The organism is Streptomyces sp. NPDC031445, from assembly GCF_055581365.1.
In genome coordinates, this window is sequence record NZ_JBVIJO010000010.1 from 273,549 (window position 1) to 290,711 (window position 17,163).

Here is a 17,163-nt window from a genome sequence, read left to right on the forward strand (position 1 = left end):
TCCGCGAACCGGACGGCGCGGACGAGCGGAGCACGTCCCGGCCGGTCCGCGAGGGCCGGCCGGGACGTGCTCCGCACCGGACTGCCGAGTGCCCCCCCGCAGCCCGCGACGGCCCGATGATGGGTGAGCGAAAGGATGAACCGGACAGTGTCAGCGTCGAACCGCCTGCGGAACGTGAGGACCCGGCCGGCTCCACCGGACCGTCCGGCCGACCGGCGCCGATGGCCGCGCTCGCGCCGGGGAGCGGCCGTCATGGGCGTCGCGGCCGCCGCCGTGGCCGCCGCGGTCGCGTTCCTGATCGCCGGCGGCGGCTCCGGCGCCGGCGGTCCGCGCTCGCTGACGACGGATGAGGCGAGCCGGCTCGCGATCACGCGGTTCCGCAACTACCAGGCGCGGGGCCGCGCCGTGACGATCACCGTGCCGGGCACGGCCGGCGGGCTGACCGTCACCGGGTCCGTCGACTACCGGCGCAAGGTGGGGTACGGCGTGGTGCACGGCACCGGGCGCGACAGGTCCAGCGACGGGCTGATCCAGTGGACGCCCACCTCGGTGCACGTCCGCCCGATGCCGGACGCCCCCGCGCACGCACCCGCGTCGCCGCCCCGTTCGGGCTGGTACGACCGTCCGCTGCTGTCGTCCGGCAGCGCGCTGGACACCTCCCTGTCCATCACGCTCGGTCTCGGCGGCGACCGGCCGGACAACGCCGAACTGCTGCCGCAGAACGGCGCCGCCTGGTGGGGGCGGGAAGAGGTGGACGGGCGCCGGGTGGACGTCATGACCGGGCCGTCCGCGCCCGGCCGTTCGGGTACGACGGGCAACGTGCGCTACTGGATCGGCTCCGACGGCACCATGTACCGGGTCCGCGTCGAGGTGGGTTCGCAGCCGGAGCCGGTGGTCATCGCGTTCGGCACCCACCGGTACGTTCCGATCGAGCCGGTACCCGGGATCACCCCGGCCCGGTGAGCGTTCAGGACGTCCGCACCCGGGCGTTCGCGGCGAGCAGGGACGCCGGCGGCACCCGGATGTCCTCCGTCCGCGGCAGGGCCGGGACGGGCGGGACGACGGTGGCGCCCGCGGTGGCGGCGTCGGGGAACTGCGGCTGCGGAGCAGGCGCCGCGACCTCGGTGAAGGGGATGCCGCCGGGTGCCGTCGGCGCCGCCCACCTGGCGCCCGGCGAGGACGACCCGGCCGGCGCCGGGCAGGCCGCGGTCGTCGCGAGCCGGGCGGGCACGGTGGTGCGCAGCACGTTGCCCCGCAGGCAGTTGCCGCGTCCCCGCGTGGCGGTGGGGAACGTCCAGCCGACGTCGACGCCGTTGCCGGTGAACGTGTTGCCGACGATCTGGTTGCCGACCGGAGGGATGTCGGCGGTCGCGGTGATCACCAGCCCGGCGGTGCTGTTGCCGGCGATGCGGTTGCGGACGAACCGGTTGCCGCTGCCGCCGTCGATGCCGGCGCCGGTGCCCCATCCGCCGTCGGCCTGCTCCGGCGTGGCCGTCCGCTGGTTGGCGGCGATCAGGTTGCCCGCGACGACGGAGCCCTTCTGCGGGAGCAGTTTCTCCTGGTGGTCGGAGTTGGTGGTGAGCCCGACCCGGTTGCCGGCCAGGCGGTTGCCGACCACGTACATGTCCTCGCTGGCGTTGGTGCCTTCGTAACCGACCGCGTTCAGTTCGGCGACGTTGTCCCGTACCACGATGGTGCAGGGCTTGCACTGGCCGACGTAGATCCCCGAGTCGGCGCCTCCCGACGCGTACGAGTGCTCGATGACACCGTTCTGGGCGGAGAACGCGTAGATGCCGTACAGGCCGTTGCGGGTCGCGGTCACGTGGGAGACCAGGAACGACTTCAGGAAGGTGACGGGCTCGTCGCCGGTGTCGTAACCGCCGCTCGCCCCCGGCAGGCCGGCGGCCGCCTTCGCCGAACCGGTGACCAGGACCCCGTTCTGCGTGTTGTTCCGCACGGTCAGGTTCTCCACGGCCACCCCGGGCGCGGAGACGACGACGCCGTTCGGCTGCCGCAACCGCCCGTCGATGACGACCTTGTTCCGGGACAGACCGCGAAGGGTGACGCGCTCCGTGTCGATCTTCACCGACTCGTGGTACACGCCCGGCGAGACCAGCACCAGGTCGCCTGGCCGGGCCACGGACACGGCATCCGAGATCGTCGGGGCGTCGGCGGGTACGCGGATCGTCACATGCGCGCCGGCCGGACGCCGTGCCTTGCCCGATCCGCCATCGCCGCCGCAGCCTGCCACCAGGGTCAGCGTGCCCACTACAGCCGCCAGCACGCGAAGAGCTAATCGAGGCATGATCCCAGTCTGGCATGACGCCCAATTCCACGCCAGAATACCGAGGTTGACCCGCGCGTGCGAAGCGGATGTGGCACCCTGCACCCCATGCGCCGAGCCGATCCCCACCCGTCACGCCGCAGGTTCCTCGATGTCACCGGCGCGATGATGGCCGCCGGGCTGACCGCCGGGTGCACATCGGACTCCGCCCGGCCAGGCCGGCACGGCGGCCCTGCCGCACAGGCCGCCCCGGAGCCGGTCCCGGCGACGGGCCGCCATCAGGCGGGCATCACCCTTCCCCAGCCGGCCCAGCCCCATCTGCTCGCCGTGGTGGCCGACCTCGACGCCACCGCGGCTCCCGGTCCGTTGCTGGCCGAACTGGGGCAGGCCATCAGCGCACTCACCTCGGGAACCGACTCACGGCTGCTGGGCCTGCCACCGGGCGACCTGACCGTGACCGTCGGGGTGGGCCCCCGGCTGGTGCGCGCGGCCGGTGCCTCGCTGCCCGGCGCGGCCGACCTCCCGCGGTTCTCCCGCGAGCGGATCGCCCCGCGCGCACGCGGCGGTGACCTGCTGTTACAGATCTGCGCCGGCGACCCGCTGCTCTTGCCGGTCGTCGCCGCCGCGCTCCTGGACCACGCCGGTGACCGCGTCCGCGAACGCTGGCGTCAGTCCGGCCGCCGCGGTACGAACGTGTCCGTCGGCGACGGCCTCACCGCGTCTCGCAACCCGCTCGGTTTCATCGACGGCATCGTGGGTCCGCACACGTCCGCCGAACGAGAGCGCGACCTGTGGCTGTCCGGGCCCCCCGCGGTCGCCGGCGGCACCCTGGCCGTGCTGCGGCACATGGAACTCGACCTGCCGCGGTTCGCCGCCCTGTCCGTGGCCGACCAGGAAGCGGTCTTCGGGCGGCGCCGGGCCAGCGGCGTGCCCCTCTCCGGAGGCACCGCCGCCTCGGGCCCGGAACTCGGGGCCAAGACACCGGACGGGCGCTATCTCGTCCCCGCGGACGCCCACGTGCGCCGGGCACACGCCAACGTGGTCGGGGTCGGGCTCATGCTCCGCCGCTCCTACAGCACCGACCAGCCCGCGCCCGGCCTGCTCTTCATCAGCTTCCAGAACGACCTGCGGACCTTCACCGCCACCCTCACCCACATGGAGACCTCCGACGCGCTGCTGCCCTTCACCACCACCACCGCCAGCGCGACCTTTCTGGTCCTCCCCGGCTTCGACCGCCGGCACCCGCTCGGCTCCCCGCTGTTCGGCTGAACGGGCCCCGCTCGGCTCCACAGGCCGGCGTCGTCCGGCTGACGCGGCGCCGGCCGCGACCTCCTCGGCGCCCCCGGTCACCGCGTGGCGGACGGGGGGCCGAAGGCGCGGACGGCGATCGCGTCCAGCTTCGCGGCCAACGTGGCGGCGGGATCGGGGCTGAAGCTGTGCAGTGCCACGGCGGCGGTGACGATCACGTCGCACAGCTCGTCGGCGACGTCGGCCGCCGTGTGGGTGACGCCCTTGCGGGGATTCTGCCCGGTCAGACCGACGTAGGCCTGCCCGACCTCGCCGACCTCCTCGGTGAGCTTGATCAGGCGCATCGCCCGCTCGTGCTCGCCCCGGCCGTTCTCCCTGTCGAGCCAGCCCACCAGACGGCCGACGGTCTCCCACTGCTCCGGGGTCATGTACGGGTCCCTCTCGTGTCCTGCGCGTGATCGTGCTGGGCTGCCTGGTCCGGGCAGAGAGCTGCCAGGCGTGGCAGACGGCGCGTCATTTCATCGCGATCGCCGAAGTCGACGTCCCAGGCGGGGTCCGGCTCCGGGTACCGGATGGTGAACGCGTCGCCCGGAAGCTGCGTGCCGGTCGCCACGAGGTGCGCGTTCCAGGCGATGCCCAGCGCCTCCTCACAGTCGAGATCGACGCCGTCGGCCGCTGAAGCACGCACGATGGGCACTTCCACGGCGGCCCGCAGAGGAGTCGTGTAGGAGCCCGCCATCAGGTCCCACAACACCTGCTGAGCGGCGACGATCTCCTCGGCCGGGCGTGTGGCCAGAAGCGCGGTCGCCCGACCGGCTACCTCTCCTGCGTCGTCCGGGTCGCGCGCCTGGGCGCGGGCCGCCGCGATGAGCTGCCAGAACCGCTGTTCGTCCATGGTCGCAGAGCATGCCAGCCGGCACTGACATCGATGCTGATACTCGGTGTCGCCGGGGAGGGCGAAGGAGGGCCGACGAGGTCGCGGCAGCCGTCCTGTGGCTGTGCGGCCCCGGCGCCGGTCTCGTCACCCGACGGACGGAGCGTCAGGCGGTGACCTGGGGCTGTTCCCGGGACAGGTGGTGCACCTCGGTGCGGTCGCCGTGCGGGGCCAGCAGGTCCCGCAGTTCGCCCGCGGCGGCCTTGAGGAGGTGTCCGTCGCGGGCGGCGTGCAGCGTTTCCAGGACGAAGGCGACGCGGGTGGAGTCCTCGGTGACGCGGGTGCGGTGGGCGTCGCGGTGGTTCCAGTGGCGGGTCAGTACGTCGGTGGCGTCGGTGTAGACGATCTCGCCGGGCCTGGGGTGCTCGGTGGTGCCGGGTTCGCCGAGCGGGGTGAACGTCTCGCTGCCGTCCGCGGGCCGGATGTCGACGTCCCCGGTGACGCGGTCGAGGTCGAAGGCGCCGGCGGGCAGCCCGTGGCGGACGGAGACGGCGTTGTAGGAGTCGACGGCCGGGTTGATCCGGGGCAGCGAGCCCTTCTTGGCGAGCCGGCGTCCGAGGGCGTCGACGCTCGGCCGGATGCGGCGGGGGTTGGTGCCGAAGGAGCGGTAGGCGTCGTGCCACGCCTCGATGCGCGGATCGCTCTCGTCGGCTGGCCGCCAGACACCGTCGGCGAGCTGCCGCTCCAGGTCCGCGAGGGCGGCGGTGGTCGCGGGCCAGGGTTCGTGGCCGCGCAGCCCGGTGGCGGTGACGATGGCGATGAGGGTGTCGGGGAAGGCGTCGGCGACGGCGGCGCCGAGGCGGAAGGCGGTCATCGTGAGGGGTCCGTTCGAAGGGGCTGAAGGGGCTGAAGGGGCTGAGGCGCCGAGAGGGCCGAAGGGGCGGGGTCAGGCTTTCCAGGTGCCGATGCGGTCCAGGCGGCGCATCTGCTGGGCCGCGGTGGGCGCGTCCAGGCCGGTGCCGCGTTCGGTGAGCCGTCGGGCGGTGTCGGTGCGCTGCTCGACGGGCTTGTGGTCGTCGTACTTGAACTTCGCGCGGACCTCGGTGACGTCCAGGCGCAGGCCCCGGATGCCGGGCAGCATCCGCCCGTACGGCGGCCGGCCGGGGTCGACGGGGGCGTGGTCCCCGTCGGGCTGGAAGTGGGCCAGCTGCCGGCGCAGCAGCTCGGCCTTGGCCCCGGGGTCGTCGATGACCGTGGCCCGGCAGGTGAACTGGACGGCCGCGTAATAGCTGGTCGGAACGCCGTCGGTGGGCGGGACGCCGGGCCGGGCGCGCCAGGGGCCGGGGATGAAGGCGTAGTCGCCGGTGACGGTGAAGGTGACGTCCGGGCCGGCCTCGATCGCCTTCCAGACCGGGTTGGGCCGGGCCAGGTGGACCAGCAGGGTGCTGCCGTCGACGGTGAAGTGGGTGGGTACGACGACGGGCGCCTGGCCGGGCAGGCCGTTGACGCTGAGGATGCCGAAGTCGTGGCCGTCGGCGATCCAGGTCTGCCACTCGGCGTCGTCCAGGGCGGCGTCCCAGGGCTGGATGAACATGCGCGGGTCCTTCGGGGGCTCGGTGCGGGGTCAGGTGAGGGCGAGGAGGCCGACGGCGACGGCGGCGGTGCCCAGGCCGATCAGCTGCCCGCGGTGGACGCGCTCGGCGAGGACACCGCGGGCGAGCAGGACGGTACCGGCCGGGTACAGGGCTGTGATCACGGCGACGACGGCGAGGTCACCGCTGCGGGCGGCGAGCAGGAACAGCAGGTTGGCGACCGAGTCGAGCACGCCGGCCGCCGCCGACAGCGCGTACGCCGGCTTTTGCGGCCCCAGCCGCCGGAACATCAGCCCGACCGCGGCCAGGGTGACGGCGGAGGACACGGCGCGGCCGGTGATCAGCGGGCCGACGCCGCTGCCGGAGGGAGCTTGGTGCAGGAAGACCAGTTGCAGGGCGATGGCGGTCCCGGCGCCGAAGGCCAGCAGCAGCGCGGTGCGCGAGGGACGGGCGCTGCCGGCACCGTGTCCGGCGCTGACCAGCACCACGGCCGACAGCGCCAGCGGCAGGCCGATCAGCCCGGCCGGTCCCAGGTGCTCGCCCTGCAGCAGCCCGACGCCGACCGGCAGCATCGCCGAGACCAGCGCGGTGACCGGGGACAGGACGTTCATCGGGCCGATCGCCAGCGTGCGGTAGAGCAGGGCGAACGCGGCCGCCGAAGCGACGCCGGACGCCGCGCCCCAGGCGAGGGTGGCGGGGGAGAAGGAGGCGCCGAGGAAGGGCCACAGCAGGAGCTCCACGGTGAGCGAGGCCGGGGCGGCGATCATCACGGTGCGCAGGACGTGGGCCTTGCGTGCGCCGAGCCCGCCGAGGAAGTCGGCGCATCCGTAGGCGAGGGAGCTGCCCAGGGCCAGCAGCAGAGCGATCACGGTACATCCCTTACTATCAATGGAACGACTACACCGTACAGCGCACCGACCGGGAGTCGTCAACCGAACGACCGCGCGGTGCAGTGCACTGATCCACTGTCTGAAGGGTGAGGGTGATGGCCGAGACTCAGGCGGCGCTGCGGACGCTCGCGCACAACGTCCGTGCGGCCCGTACCCGCGCCGGGCTGTCCCTGGACGAGCTCGGCCGGCGCGCCAAGGTCAGCAAGGGCGCCCTGGTCGCCCTGGAGAAGGCCCAGGGCAATCCGAACTTCGCCACCCTGGTCCGCCTCGCCGACACCCTCGGCATCTCGGTGTCCGCGCTGATGGAAGGCCCTGCCGAAGGCCGGGTCCGGGTCGTGTCCGCCGATGCCGTCATGCCCTTGTGGAGCGGGGAGAAGGGGGGCGAGGCACGCCTCATGCTCACCACCTCGGGACCGGCCCCCGTCGAGGTCTGGCGCTGGCGACTGGAGCCGGGGGAGGAGTACCCCAGCCATCCGCACCAGGCCGGCGTCGTGGAGACGGTCAGCGTCACCGCGGGCGAGATGGTGCTCGTCGTCGACGGTAGCGAGCATGTCGTCGAGGCCGGGCAGACGGCCGCCTTCGACGGCGACGCCCCCCACACCTACCGCGGCGCGGGCACCGGCACCTGCCACCTGATCATGACCGTGCACATCCCGCCGGGCCCCGGCCCGGCGAGCTGACCGGTGCGGGGGGCCGCCACGGCGGGCCGCGCCCGTCAGGCTCCGGCGGCCGACGGCCGGGGAGGTCCGCGGCGCCCCGGAGACCGCTGCTCGGCCCCGTGCCCGGCGGCATGCCGCACGCCGGTGCACATGCCTGCACGCCGGTGCACACATGTGCACCGGCGTGCAGGCGAGACCAAGCGGTGCTCGCGAATTCCGCGGCAGCCGGGTGCCGGTCAGCCCGGCGCGCGGCCGAGCAGGGTGGCCCGCAGCTCGTGCTCGGTGATCTGCTCGGCGGGGCGGTGGAGCACCCAGCGGCGGGGTTCGCCGTCCATGGGCAGCACCGCGACGACGGTCTCCAGCCGGGGGCGGCCGGCCGCGCCACGGCTGAGCTGGCGGATGACGACGGCTGTGTCGTCGTCCAGGGCGAGCAGGGCGCGTACGGCGTCGTTCAGTTCCCGCAGGCGCGGGCTCGGCCAGGCGATCCCTGGGCGTGGTTGCAGGTGCATGGGGGGTCCCTCGGGTGGTTCAGCCGGGTGGTGTGCGGGTGGTGGCCCAGGCGGCCGCCCCGACGGGCGGCCGGGCGGCGCGGGGGCGTCCGGCCAGGGCCAGCTGCCAGACCGCGAGGAGCAGCAGCGTGCCGGTCTCGGCGACGAGGCTGAGGACGGCTTGCGGCGCGGGTCGCAGACCGTGCTCGGTGAAGCCGAACACCCCGACGGTGCGCGAAGCGGCGAAGCCCGCCAGAGCGCCGAGCGCGACGCCTGCCGCGGCGATCCTCAGCAGCAGGGGCGGTGTTCCGATCAGCAGCAGGACGGCGAGGGCCAGGGAGGCGCCGGCCTGGAGCAGGAACAGGGGGCCGATGACGGGGACGGAGCGGTAGCCGTCGAGGTAGAGCTGGGCGTGGAGGTATCCGCCGGCGGCGAGGCTCGCGGCGGTCGCCGTCCGCAGGGCGGGGGCGAGGAGCCGTCGGGCGTTCATGTGAGCTTCCGGTCCGTGATGGCCAGTTCGCGCTCGCCCCGGCGGTAGCCGACTGTGCGGATGCCGAGCGCCTCCTTCAGCTGCCGGGCGGGGACGACCTGCGGGGTGGGGGCGGGAGCGCGGCCCGGGTGGGGCAGCGGGTAGGCGGTGGTGGTGGCGGAGTGGAAGGTGATGTTGCCCTCCGTCTTGGTGAAGAGCTGGTGGACGTGCCCGTTGAGGCAGGTCACGGAGGAGAAGCGGCGCAGGAGGGCGATGACCTTCAGTGCGTCGTCCGTGCTCCAGCCCCACCGCGGGTACATGGCGAACAGCGGGATGTGGCTGAAGACCACGATGGGGGTGTCCGACGGCACTCCGGCGAGGTCCTTGCGGACGAAGTCGATCTGGGCGTTGCCGAGGTGGCCGAGCTTCTCCAGGCTCAGGGTGTTGACCAGGGCGATGAAGTGCACGCCGTGGGTGTCGAAGCTGTACCAGCCGTCGCCGAGCGTGCCCGCGCCGAAGGTCCGCCGGTAGGCGCGGCCCGCGTCGCCGATGGAGTCGTGCTCGCCCGGCACGGTGAAGACGCGGTCCGTCCGCAGACCGCTCATCATCTGCTTGACCTGGTCGAACTGCCCGGCCGTGGACAGGTGGGTCAGGTCGCCGCTGTGCATCACGAAGTCGGGCCGGAAACCGAGCGTGTTGACCTGGTGGATCGCCTCGGAGAACGAGCCGGCCACATCCGTGTTGGCCGGGCCCTGGAACCCGATGTGGCTGTCGGAGACCTGTACGAACCGCAGCGCCCCGCTCTGCGCGGCGGCGGCCCCGGCGATGCCCCGGGAGGCGCCCGCGGCGGTGCCGTCGCGGGCGTCGGCGATCTGGCTGATCACCTGCCCACCGGCCACGGTGAGCACCACGGCCCCGCCGAACCAGGCGGTGTGCCGCATGAGTTGACGCCGGGTCATACCGTGCTCGCCGTCGGTCCGGCCGGTGTCGTCGGCCGGTGCTCCGTCGTGGTTGTTCCAGTGTTCGGTCATCGGGTCACCTCCACGGTGGCGGTCATGAACGGATGGATGGTGCAGAGGTAGGAGTAGGTGCCGGGCTCGGTGAACGTGTGCCGGTAGGTGGCGTGGGTGGCCAGGGCGGCCGAACGCAGCGGGCCGCCCGGTCCGGTGCTGGTGACGGTGTGGGCGTCGGTGTCCTGATTGGTCCACGTCACCGTCGTGCCCGCCTTGATCTTCAGCGTGGCCGGGGAGAACGCGAAGTTCCTGATCGCCACCGCGTCGCCGGTGACCGGCGCGGTCCGCGGGGCCTTGGCCGAGGGGCTCATGGGCATGCTCATGCTCGGCATCGGTGAGGCGCCGGGAGCGGAGCCCGCCGCGCCGCCCGGCCCCGTGGCGCCGGACATCCCCGCCATCCGGTGCTGACCCGGGCCGGGTGTGAGGGCACCGGCTCCGGTCGCCTGGGCATGCGACGAGTGGCCGCACGCGCTGAGGAGCCCCAGGGCGCCGCCGGTGGCGACGATGACGACGGCCATCCCGGCCGCAGCGCGTGACTGGCGGCCCGGCGCGCGAAGTTTCAGGTACATGGTGTGTGTTCCTCGGTGATCAGGCGGAGACGTGGAACGCGCCGGTTCCGGCGCGCGCCCCCGCGCACATGTGTGGTGGATGCCGTGTTCGTGGGCGCGTTGCCCGCAACGGCCGGCCGGCGGACGGGCAGAGTGTGGCCGCGTCGCCGTCACTCGCCCCGGCGTTCCCCGCGCCGCACTTCCGCCGGGTGGCGTGTCCCGGCGGCCTCTGCCCCCTCCTTTGCCGTGTGGGGAACCGGTGAGGGATCGCGCCGGGGTCGGCTCTTGTCGGGCTTCACGGACGACGGGGGCCGCACGGTTCGACGGATGCGCACCTTTCCGGGAAGAAATGTGCGCCCTTCCGGGACGAGCCGGTATCGGCGCAGGTCGGCCACGGTTCCGGACGTCACGCACGCCGGGCCGCCGTACGGCGGTGCCGCACGGCGGTGCCGTACGGCCCGGCGGGTGCGCCTGGCCCGCGAGGCGCGCGGAACATCATCCGGGTTCTCTGGTGCATTACAGGACAAAGCCGTGCATGTGCGCGACGATCGATTCATGCCCTGGAACCAAAAACGTGGCCCGCGGACCCGTCCGGATCGCTCCGCAGACCGTGTCTCTGGTGAAGGGACCCTTTCGACCGCGGACGAGGAACTGCTGCGCACTCTGTACGCCGAGCACGCGGGACCTCTGTTCCACTACGTACTGCGGCTGACCTCGGGAGACCGGCAATGGGCGGAGGACGTGGTGCAGGAGACACTGCTCCGGGCGTGGCAGCACCCCGCCGCGTTCGACCCGGCACGCGGCCCGGCCCGGGCGTGGCTGTGCACGGTCGCCCGGCACCTGGTCATCGACGCCCACCGGGCCCGGCAGGCGAGGCCGGCCGAGACCGGCGGCGAGGCGCTGGAGCGGGCCGCCGAGCGGAACCCGGGCGAGGACGAGATCGATCAGGCACTGCAGAGCTGGGCGGTCGCCGACGCCGTCCGGTCGCTGTCCCCGGACCACCGCGCCGTCCTGCTGGAGACCTACTACCAGGGCCGGACCATGGCGGAGGCGGCACGCGTGCTGGGCATCCCGCTCGGCACGGTGAAGTCGCGGACGTACTACGCCCTGCACGCCCTGCGGCTGGCGTTGCAGGAGCGCGGGATCGAGCCATGACAGAGGGGTGCGGGAGGTGGCGACCGTGAGTACGGAGCACGACGATCTCCGGCTGGCGCTCGGAGCGTACGTCCTGGGCACCCTGCCGCCGGAGGAAGCGGAGCTGGTGAGTGCCCACCTCGCGCACTGCGCGGAGTGCCAGGCGGAACACGCCCGGCTGGCGGGACTGCCCGCGCTGCTGGCGACGGTGACCCTGGCGGAGGCTTCGGGGCGTACGGCGCCGGCGGCCGACGATCACCTGGCCGACCGGCTGGTGGCACGGGCGGGCGAAACCGTGCGCGGCCCCGCACCCGAAGGGCCCGCGGCACCCGCCGTGCCGGTGACACCTCGGACGCCGGAGACAGGCGTGCTGGAGAGGCTGCTCCAGCAGGCCGCGACCCGGCGGCGCAGAACCCGGCGCCTGCAACTGGCCGGCGCGGCCGCCTCGGCGATGCTCGTCGCGGCGGCGGCCGGCGGCACGTGGCTGGCCACCGTCGGCACCGTGGGCAGCGTGGCGGCGCCGCCGGGGCCGAGCGCGCCGACGTTCACACGCACCTTCTCCGGAAGCGATCCCGCCACCGGGGTCTCCGCCTCCGTGAAGGTCTCGCCCTCCGTCTGGGGCAGTGTCGTGCAGGTCTCGGCCAAGGGGGCGCCCGCCGGGACCACCTGTCGGCTGCAAGCGGTCGGACCCGGCGGAGTCAGGGCGGACGGCGCCACCTGGTGGGCCGGCAAGTACCCGTCCGGCACCACGATCCCCGGAACGGTCGCCATGGCCCCCGAGGCCATCCAGCACTTCGAGATCATCGCGGACAACGGCCAGAAACTGGTCACGATCCGTGCCTGACCGACGGCGGCGGCCGGGTGTGGGCGCGGAGCGGGGGCCGGGAGGGGTCCGGGTAGCCGGTGTTGGGCGGGCCGCGTAGGACCGGTGGCCGAGCGTGACGACGGTGGCCGGGCGGGGTGCGGGGCCGGGCAGTCGGCGTGGGCTGAGCCGCGCAGGACCGGTGGACGAGCCTGACGGCGGCCGGACGGAGGGCGGGGCTGGGAGGGTTCTGGGCGTCGGTGTGGGGTGGGCCGCGCACGACCGGTGAACCAGTCTGATGGCGGGGGCCGGGCGTGGGCGGGGCGTGGGGCCGGGGGCCGGGCAGTCGGCGTGGGCTGAGCCGCGCAGGACCGGTGGACGAGCCTGACGGCGGCCGGACGGAGGGCGGGGCGGGACCGAGGGACCGGAGGGGTCCGGGCGGCCGGCGTGGGGCGGCCCGCGTACGACCGGTGGACCAGCCTGACGGCGGCGGCTGTTGGATGCGGGCGCGCGGTGGGACGGGGGACTTGGCGGGGACCGTGCGGCCGGCGTGCGGTGAGCCGCCCCTGACCGGTGGACCAGCCGGAGGCAGCGCGTACAGGACCTCCGGCGTACGGCCTTCGAGGGGGCCGGTGCTCAGGGCGCACCGGCCCCCTCGGCACGCGCATGGTCCCCGTCGCCACCCGGCACCGGTACCTCCGTGGCGGAAAGGCCGACCGCCCCGGTCCCGGGCGGGGCGTTCCTCCCGGGCTCGTGGGGCGATGGTCCGGCAGAGGGGCCGCGTGAGCCCGGCCCATGCCCGCTCCCGGATATGCGTCGCAAGAAGTCGGGCAAAAGGGGCCAATCACCCGAACCGTTCGGCATGCGCCACCCGTGGAACCACATGAGCGCGCCCTTGCAGGACCAGCCCGCCGACAACCCGAAAGGTTGCTGCCGGCAGTCCACCTTCCCGGTCTCCGCACCCTCACAGAAGAGCCTGAAGGCCATGTTCGTGACCGACTCCCCCCGCACCAGTCCACAGCCCGGCCGGCCCTGCCGCCACGAGGCGCTGCTCACCCTGCCCGCGCGGGAGGCGCACGTCTGCGCCCTCCGCCACTTCACGGCGGACCTGCTGGAAGCCTGGCAGGTACCCGCGAGCGAGCGGGACTCCGCCATCCTCATCGTCGACGAACTCGCCGCGAACGCCGCCCAGTACGGCCGCGAGCGCATGACCCTGCGGCTCGACCTCGACGACGGCACGCTGCACATCGTGGTCACCGACTCCGGCAGGGCGGTGGAGCGCCACCGCCCCGACATCGCCCCCGACGAACACGGCCGCGGCACCGGCATCGTCCAGTACCTCGCCCAGTCGACCGAGGCCCATCAGACGGGCAGTGGCCGCGAGGTCCGCGCCTGCCTGAGTGCTCGTCACGACCCGCAGGAGTGACCATGGACACCACCCCGGACCCCGGTGAGGGCGTCGACGTCCCCCCTGTGCACGAGGCGTACGCCGACGCGCCGGACCTGCGCCGCGAGATGCACCAGGTGCTCGCGCTGGAAGCCGAACGCGACGGCCGCCGGGCCGGGCGGGGCACCGGCCCCCCGGCCGATGCGACGGCCGCCGAACGCGCCCGACTGCTGCGCCGGGCCGCCCTCATGGACCGGCTGGCCACCGCCGCCCCCGGCCCCGGCCCGGTCGCGGCCGCCGCGGAAACCGCCGGGCAACTCGTCCAGCACGACCGCCGTCATCCCGGCCTCGTGGCCGGTCCGCACCATCCCGACGCGATCACGCTCGCCCGCGGCAGCCGCCTCTACGTCCGCCAGGAGTACGCCGCCTGGACGGCCGCCGGGCGCCCCGGAACCTGACCGCCCCCGACCCGGCCCCCACCCGGCCAGGGAGCCCGCTCCGACCCCACCGGAAGAAGGAAACATGACCAGCGACGACAACGGCACCCGGCACGTCTCCGCGCCGGCCGGCCGGCCCCGCTCACCTCGCCCGCCCCGCCCGGCAGCCGTGCGGGAACGCGCCGGCCGGCGACACGAACGGTCACGCGGTACGGGCGCCGACGCCTTCGAAAGGGCGGTGTGACGATGTTCCGCAACGCACTGGAGCCCTGGCACCTGCTGGTCCTGGTCGCGGTGGTGATCATGATCTTCGGCTCGAAGAAGCTGCCCGACACCGCCCGCGCGCTGGGCACGTCCCTGCGGATCCTCAAGAGCGAGACCAAGGCGCTGCGGGACGACGACGCCCCGGACGGGGAACCCCCCGAGCACGGCACGAGATGAGGACACCGCATGTCCCAGCCGGTCCGCACCAGCACGAAGGACCCCGGGGGGCGGATGCCCCTCGGGGCACACCTTCGTGAACTCCGCGACAGACTCGCCAAGGCCGTCCTCGCCATCCTGGTCATCACGGTCGCAGCGGCCTTCTCCTACAAGAGGATCATCGACGTCGTCACCCGGCCGGTACTGGCATCGGTCGGCTGCCCGGCCTCCTTCGCCGATCTGGCCCGGCGCCCCGCGCACACCACCTGCGCGCACCTCACGATCAACGGTCTGCTCGCGCCCTTCACCCTGGCGCTGAAGGTCTCGCTGGTGGCCGGCCTCGTGCTGGCCTCTCCGGTATGGCTGTACCAACTGTGGGCGTTCGTCGCCCCCGGCCTGCACGAACGAGAGCGGAAATACGCCTACGCGTTCGTCGGCACGGGCGTCCCGCTGTTCCTCGCCGGCGCCTTCTTCGCCTACAAGGTGCTGCCCAGGACCGCGAGGGTGCTGATCGGCCTCACACCGCACGGGGTGAACAACCTGCTGCCGCTGGACGATCTCCTCGACCTCGTCACCCGCATGGTGGTCGTCTTCGGTCTCGCCTTCGAGATGCCGCTGCTGCTGGTGATGCTGAACCTCACCGGAGTCCTGTCCGGCCGGCGGATGCTCGGCCGGTGGCGCGCCATGATCGTCGGCATCACGGTCTTCGCCGCCGTGGCGACGCCGAGCACGGACCCGCTGACCATGCTGGCGCTGGCCGCGCCGATCTGGGCGCTCTACTTCGCCGCCGTGGCCTTCTCACTCCTCGGCGACCGGCGCAAGGCGCTGAGGGAGCGTCCGGTCTAGGGACCGGTTGGCGGCGCGGGGCGGGTGCCGGACGTGTCCGCCGGTGCGGGCGACGGCGAGGAAGGCGCGGGCGGGCCTCGCGAGGGGATACAGCGGACTCACACGGCGCCCGAAGAACCCACCGGCACCGGACCCCCGGGCCGCACCGGTTCAGGAGCCGCCGCGCTCGCGGGGGATCTTGTGGCCGGCCTCGATCGCCACCGGCAGCCGGTTCTCGGCCGGGGGCAGTGGGCAGGTGGCCAGGTCCGTGTAGGCGCACGGCAGGTTCGCGGCACGGTTGAAGTCCAGGACGACCGTACCGTCGGCGGCGGGCGGCTCCAGGGCCAGGGACCGGTTGGCGGCGTAGGTGGTGACCCCGGAGGTCGCGTCGGTGAACAGCACCATCAGCCGGCCCGCGCCGTGCCCGGGGAACGCGGTCAGCGACAGCGGGCGCCCGTCCAGCTCGAACTCGATCCTGCCCGGGGCGTCGTACACGTGCTCAAGGCCCTCGACCGCGGCGCCCACGGTGGTCGGCCGTGGCGTGTCGAAGGGGACGTAGCGGCCCTTCACCGCCCAGCGCGGGTCGGGGGAGTAGGCGGGCGTGCCCGTGAAGGCGGTGCGCAGCGGGGCGTCCGGGTGCCGGGGGCGCACGATGTCGTGTCCGCCGCGCCTGGCGACCTCGATGACGGCGTCGCCCCAGACGGCGTCGACGCCGCCGCGCTCGGCGAGCACGCCGAAGTGGTGTTCACCGCGCACCGGCGTGCCGTCGACGACCAGTTCCTCGCCGTCGTCGAGGTCCACGACGACGCCCTCGGGGCCGGTGCGCCACGCACCGGGCGCGTCGGGGAAGCGCTGCGGGCGGTCGTCGAGCCAGTGCAGGCCGGTGATCGCCAGGAATCCGTGCGGGGCGGCGAGCCGGGCCTCCTGGGCGCGGTGCCAGTCCAGCCAGCTCTCGGTGAAGGCGGCGCGGTCCGTCGCGGCGGCCTCGGTGGTCATGGGTTCTCCTTCGTCACGGGGGTCGGGGGACCGGTCGGGCGGTCGGCGCGGTCCGGCGGGCTCGGCACGGGCACGCCGGGGTGGGCCGTCGGTACGACCGGCGTGCTCAGCGGGCCAGTGCGCCCAGGAGCCGCCAGGTGCGCCGGCGGTCGGCCTCTCCGGCGATCTCGGTGGCCGAGAACACGACCTCGGTGGCGCCGGCGTCGCGGTAACGGCGCACCTCGGCCTCGACGGTCCTCTCGTCACCGATCACGGCCAGGTCGGCGGCGCGCCGGCCGCCGGAGAGTTCGATGACCCGGGCGTAGGACGGGATCTGTTCGTAGAACGCCAGGGTCTCGGTGGCCCTGGCCCGCACCGCGTCGACGTCGTCGGTGACCACGCCGGGCACGAGGGCCACGATCCGGGGCGAGGGGCGGCCGGCGGCCTCGGCGGCGGCGGTCACGGCGGGGACGATGTGGTCGGCCAGGGCGCGCGGTCCCGCCAGGTAGGGCAGGATCCCGTCCGCCAGCTCGCCGCTGACCCGCAGCGCCTGCGGCCCCATCGCGGCGACCAGCAGGGGGACGCCGCTCTCGGCGCCCGGCACCCGCGCCGGGACCGGGGTGGCCGCGGTGAGCAGCTCACCGTGGAAGTCGGCCGTGCCGGTCTCGGTCAACTGGCGCAGCGCGGTGAGGAATTCACGCAGCCGGGCGACGGGGCGCTCGAAGGGTAGGCCGAAGCCGGCCTCCGTCAGGAGTCTGGTGCCCAGGGCCAGACCGAGGTGGTAGCGGCCGTGCGTGGCGGCCTGGGCGGTCTGGGCCTGGCTGGACACCAGCAGGGGGTGGCGGCCGAAGACGGGGATCGCGGAGGTGCCGACCTGAAGTCCGGGCACCTCGCGCCCGACGATCGCCGCGAGCTGGGGCGAGTCCGCGCCGAAGGTCTGGCCGAACCAGGCCGACGTGAGCCCCGACTCCGCCGCCTCCCGGGCCAGTTGGACGGTCGCGTCGATCTGGTTCGGCGCGTCGGACGCGTTGAGCGCTACTCCCACGGTCATGTCAGTCCAGAACGGGCGCCGGCCGGACCCGCATTCCGGTCCGGGTGTGACAGCTTCTTGTCAGTCA

21 protein-coding genes and 1 pseudogene are annotated in these 17,163 nt (G+C 73.9%); 10 read left to right on the forward strand and 12 right to left on the reverse strand.

Annotated features, from left to right (window positions below; genetic code table 11):
• Positions 1-252: 252 nt before the first annotated feature.
• Entirely contained in the window at positions 253-963 is a 711-nt protein-coding gene (locus tag ACZ5DC_RS25960) for a hypothetical protein (RefSeq protein ID WP_468656500.1), read from the forward strand.
• Between the two features lie 4 nt (positions 964-967).
• Here ACZ5DC_RS25960 and ACZ5DC_RS25965 read toward each other — a convergent pair whose 3' ends face one another.
• Entirely contained in the window at positions 968-2,305 is a 1,338-nt protein-coding gene (locus tag ACZ5DC_RS25965) for a right-handed parallel beta-helix repeat-containing protein (protein WP_468656502.1), read from the reverse strand.
• Positions 2,306-2,392: 87 nt separating this feature from the next.
• On the opposite strand from ACZ5DC_RS25965, the gene ACZ5DC_RS25970 reads away from it, so the two are divergent.
• Positions 2,393-3,553 (forward strand): Dyp-type peroxidase, encoded by a 1,161-nt coding sequence (locus ACZ5DC_RS25970; protein ID WP_468656504.1) that lies wholly within the window; start codon positions 2,393-2,395, stop codon positions 3,551-3,553.
• Between the two features lie 77 nt (positions 3,554-3,630).
• Here the strand turns inward: ACZ5DC_RS25970 and ACZ5DC_RS25975 are convergent, their stop codons facing one another.
• The 5 genes from ACZ5DC_RS25975 to ACZ5DC_RS25995 form a co-directional block, all read right to left on the reverse strand.
• A complete protein-coding gene (locus ACZ5DC_RS25975) occupies positions 3,631-3,960 on the reverse strand; it encodes a MazG-like family protein (protein WP_468656506.1) in 330 nt (109 codons plus the stop codon).
• Positions 3,957-4,427, reverse strand: a complete 471-nt coding sequence (locus ACZ5DC_RS25980) for a DUF4240 domain-containing protein (protein WP_468656508.1) — start codon at positions 4,425-4,427, stop codon at positions 3,957-3,959. The genes ACZ5DC_RS25975 and ACZ5DC_RS25980 overlap by 4 nt, the downstream gene beginning before the upstream one ends.
• A 145-nt stretch (positions 4,428-4,572) precedes the next feature.
• Complete coding sequence (locus tag ACZ5DC_RS25985; RefSeq protein ID WP_468656510.1) at positions 4,573-5,280, reverse strand: B3/B4 domain-containing protein; 708 nt, start codon at positions 5,278-5,280, stop codon at positions 4,573-4,575.
• A 72-nt stretch (positions 5,281-5,352) separates the two neighbouring features.
• Positions 5,353-6,000: an FMN-binding negative transcriptional regulator gene (locus ACZ5DC_RS25990; RefSeq protein WP_468656512.1), complete on the reverse strand. Its 648-nt coding sequence runs from the start codon at positions 5,998-6,000 to the stop codon at positions 5,353-5,355.
• A gap of 30 nt (positions 6,001-6,030) precedes the next feature.
• Positions 6,031-6,867 carry an EamA family transporter gene (locus ACZ5DC_RS25995; protein WP_468656514.1) on the reverse strand — a complete coding sequence of 279 codons (837 nt, stop codon included), beginning with the start codon at positions 6,865-6,867 and terminating at the stop codon, positions 6,031-6,033.
• 116 nt (positions 6,868-6,983) lie between these two features.
• Between ACZ5DC_RS25995 and ACZ5DC_RS26000 the strand changes: the two genes are divergently transcribed.
• On the forward strand, positions 6,984-7,568 hold the full coding sequence (locus ACZ5DC_RS26000; protein ID WP_468656516.1) for a helix-turn-helix domain-containing protein: 585 nt from the start codon (positions 6,984-6,986) through the stop codon (positions 7,566-7,568).
• A 215-nt stretch (positions 7,569-7,783) separates the two neighbouring features.
• On the opposite strand, the gene ACZ5DC_RS26005 is transcribed toward ACZ5DC_RS26000, so the two are convergent.
• Genes ACZ5DC_RS26005 through ACZ5DC_RS26020 form a run of 4 tightly spaced genes read right to left on the reverse strand, consistent with a single transcriptional unit; the run spans position 7,784 to position 10,086 of the window.
• A complete protein-coding gene (locus ACZ5DC_RS26005; protein ID WP_468656518.1) occupies positions 7,784-8,056 on the reverse strand; it encodes a hypothetical protein in 273 nt (90 codons plus the stop codon).
• A 19-nt stretch (positions 8,057-8,075) separates the two neighbouring features.
• Positions 8,076-8,525, reverse strand: a complete 450-nt coding sequence (locus ACZ5DC_RS26010) for a hypothetical protein (RefSeq protein WP_468656520.1) — start codon at positions 8,523-8,525, stop codon at positions 8,076-8,078.
• Positions 8,522-9,535 (reverse strand): metallophosphoesterase family protein, encoded by a 1,014-nt coding sequence (locus ACZ5DC_RS26015; RefSeq protein WP_468656522.1) that lies wholly within the window; start codon positions 9,533-9,535, stop codon positions 8,522-8,524. The genes ACZ5DC_RS26010 and ACZ5DC_RS26015 overlap by 4 nt, the downstream gene beginning before the upstream one ends.
• Entirely contained in the window at positions 9,532-10,086 is a 555-nt protein-coding gene (locus ACZ5DC_RS26020) for a cupredoxin domain-containing protein (RefSeq protein WP_468656524.1), read from the reverse strand. The genes ACZ5DC_RS26015 and ACZ5DC_RS26020 overlap by 4 nt, the downstream gene beginning before the upstream one ends.
• Before the next feature lie 534 nt (positions 10,087-10,620).
• Here ACZ5DC_RS26020 and ACZ5DC_RS26025 point away from each other — a divergent pair.
• The 7 genes and pseudogenes from ACZ5DC_RS26025 to tatC all read left to right on the forward strand — a co-directional run bounded on the left by ACZ5DC_RS26025 (position 10,621) and on the right by tatC (position 15,091).
• Positions 10,621-11,220, forward strand: coding sequence for a sigma-70 family RNA polymerase sigma factor (locus tag ACZ5DC_RS26025; RefSeq protein WP_366752265.1), 600 nt, complete (start codon positions 10,621-10,623; stop codon positions 11,218-11,220).
• A 25-nt stretch (positions 11,221-11,245) separates the two neighbouring features.
• The gene (locus tag ACZ5DC_RS26030) at positions 11,246-12,043 is read left to right on the forward strand and encodes an anti-sigma factor family protein (RefSeq protein ID WP_468656526.1); all 798 of its coding nucleotides are present in this window, start codon (positions 11,246-11,248) and stop codon (positions 12,041-12,043) included.
• 841 nt (positions 12,044-12,884) lie between these two features.
• The gene (locus ACZ5DC_RS26035; protein ID WP_468656528.1) at positions 12,885-13,427 is read left to right on the forward strand and encodes an ATP-binding protein; all 543 of its coding nucleotides are present in this window, start codon (positions 12,885-12,887) and stop codon (positions 13,425-13,427) included.
• 2 nt (positions 13,428-13,429) lie between these two features.
• Positions 13,430-13,846: a hypothetical protein gene (locus tag ACZ5DC_RS26040; protein ID WP_468656530.1), complete on the forward strand. Its 417-nt coding sequence runs from the start codon at positions 13,430-13,432 to the stop codon at positions 13,844-13,846.
• Between the two features lie 64 nt (positions 13,847-13,910).
• Complete coding sequence (locus tag ACZ5DC_RS26045) at positions 13,911-14,069, forward strand: hypothetical protein (RefSeq protein WP_468656532.1); 159 nt, start codon at positions 13,911-13,913, stop codon at positions 14,067-14,069.
• A gap of 2 nt (positions 14,070-14,071) precedes the next feature.
• A pseudogene (tatA, locus tag ACZ5DC_RS26050) lies at positions 14,072-14,242 on the forward strand (Sec-independent protein translocase subunit TatA); the annotation flags it as partial.
• 33 nt (positions 14,243-14,275) lie between these two features.
• Positions 14,276-15,091: a twin-arginine translocase subunit TatC gene (tatC, locus tag ACZ5DC_RS26055; protein WP_468656534.1), complete on the forward strand. Its 816-nt coding sequence runs from the start codon at positions 14,276-14,278 to the stop codon at positions 15,089-15,091.
• A gap of 150 nt (positions 15,092-15,241) precedes the next feature.
• Here the strand turns inward: tatC and ACZ5DC_RS26060 are convergent, their stop codons facing one another.
• Together ACZ5DC_RS26060 and ACZ5DC_RS26065 are read right to left on the reverse strand one after the other, a co-directional pair.
• A complete protein-coding gene (locus ACZ5DC_RS26060; RefSeq protein WP_468656536.1) occupies positions 15,242-16,066 on the reverse strand; it encodes a DUF1684 domain-containing protein in 825 nt (274 codons plus the stop codon).
• A gap of 106 nt (positions 16,067-16,172) precedes the next feature.
• Positions 16,173-17,096 carry an LLM class F420-dependent oxidoreductase gene (locus tag ACZ5DC_RS26065; RefSeq protein WP_468656538.1) on the reverse strand — a complete coding sequence of 308 codons (924 nt, stop codon included), beginning with the start codon at positions 17,094-17,096 and terminating at the stop codon, positions 16,173-16,175.
• Positions 17,097-17,163: the final 67 nt, after the last annotated feature.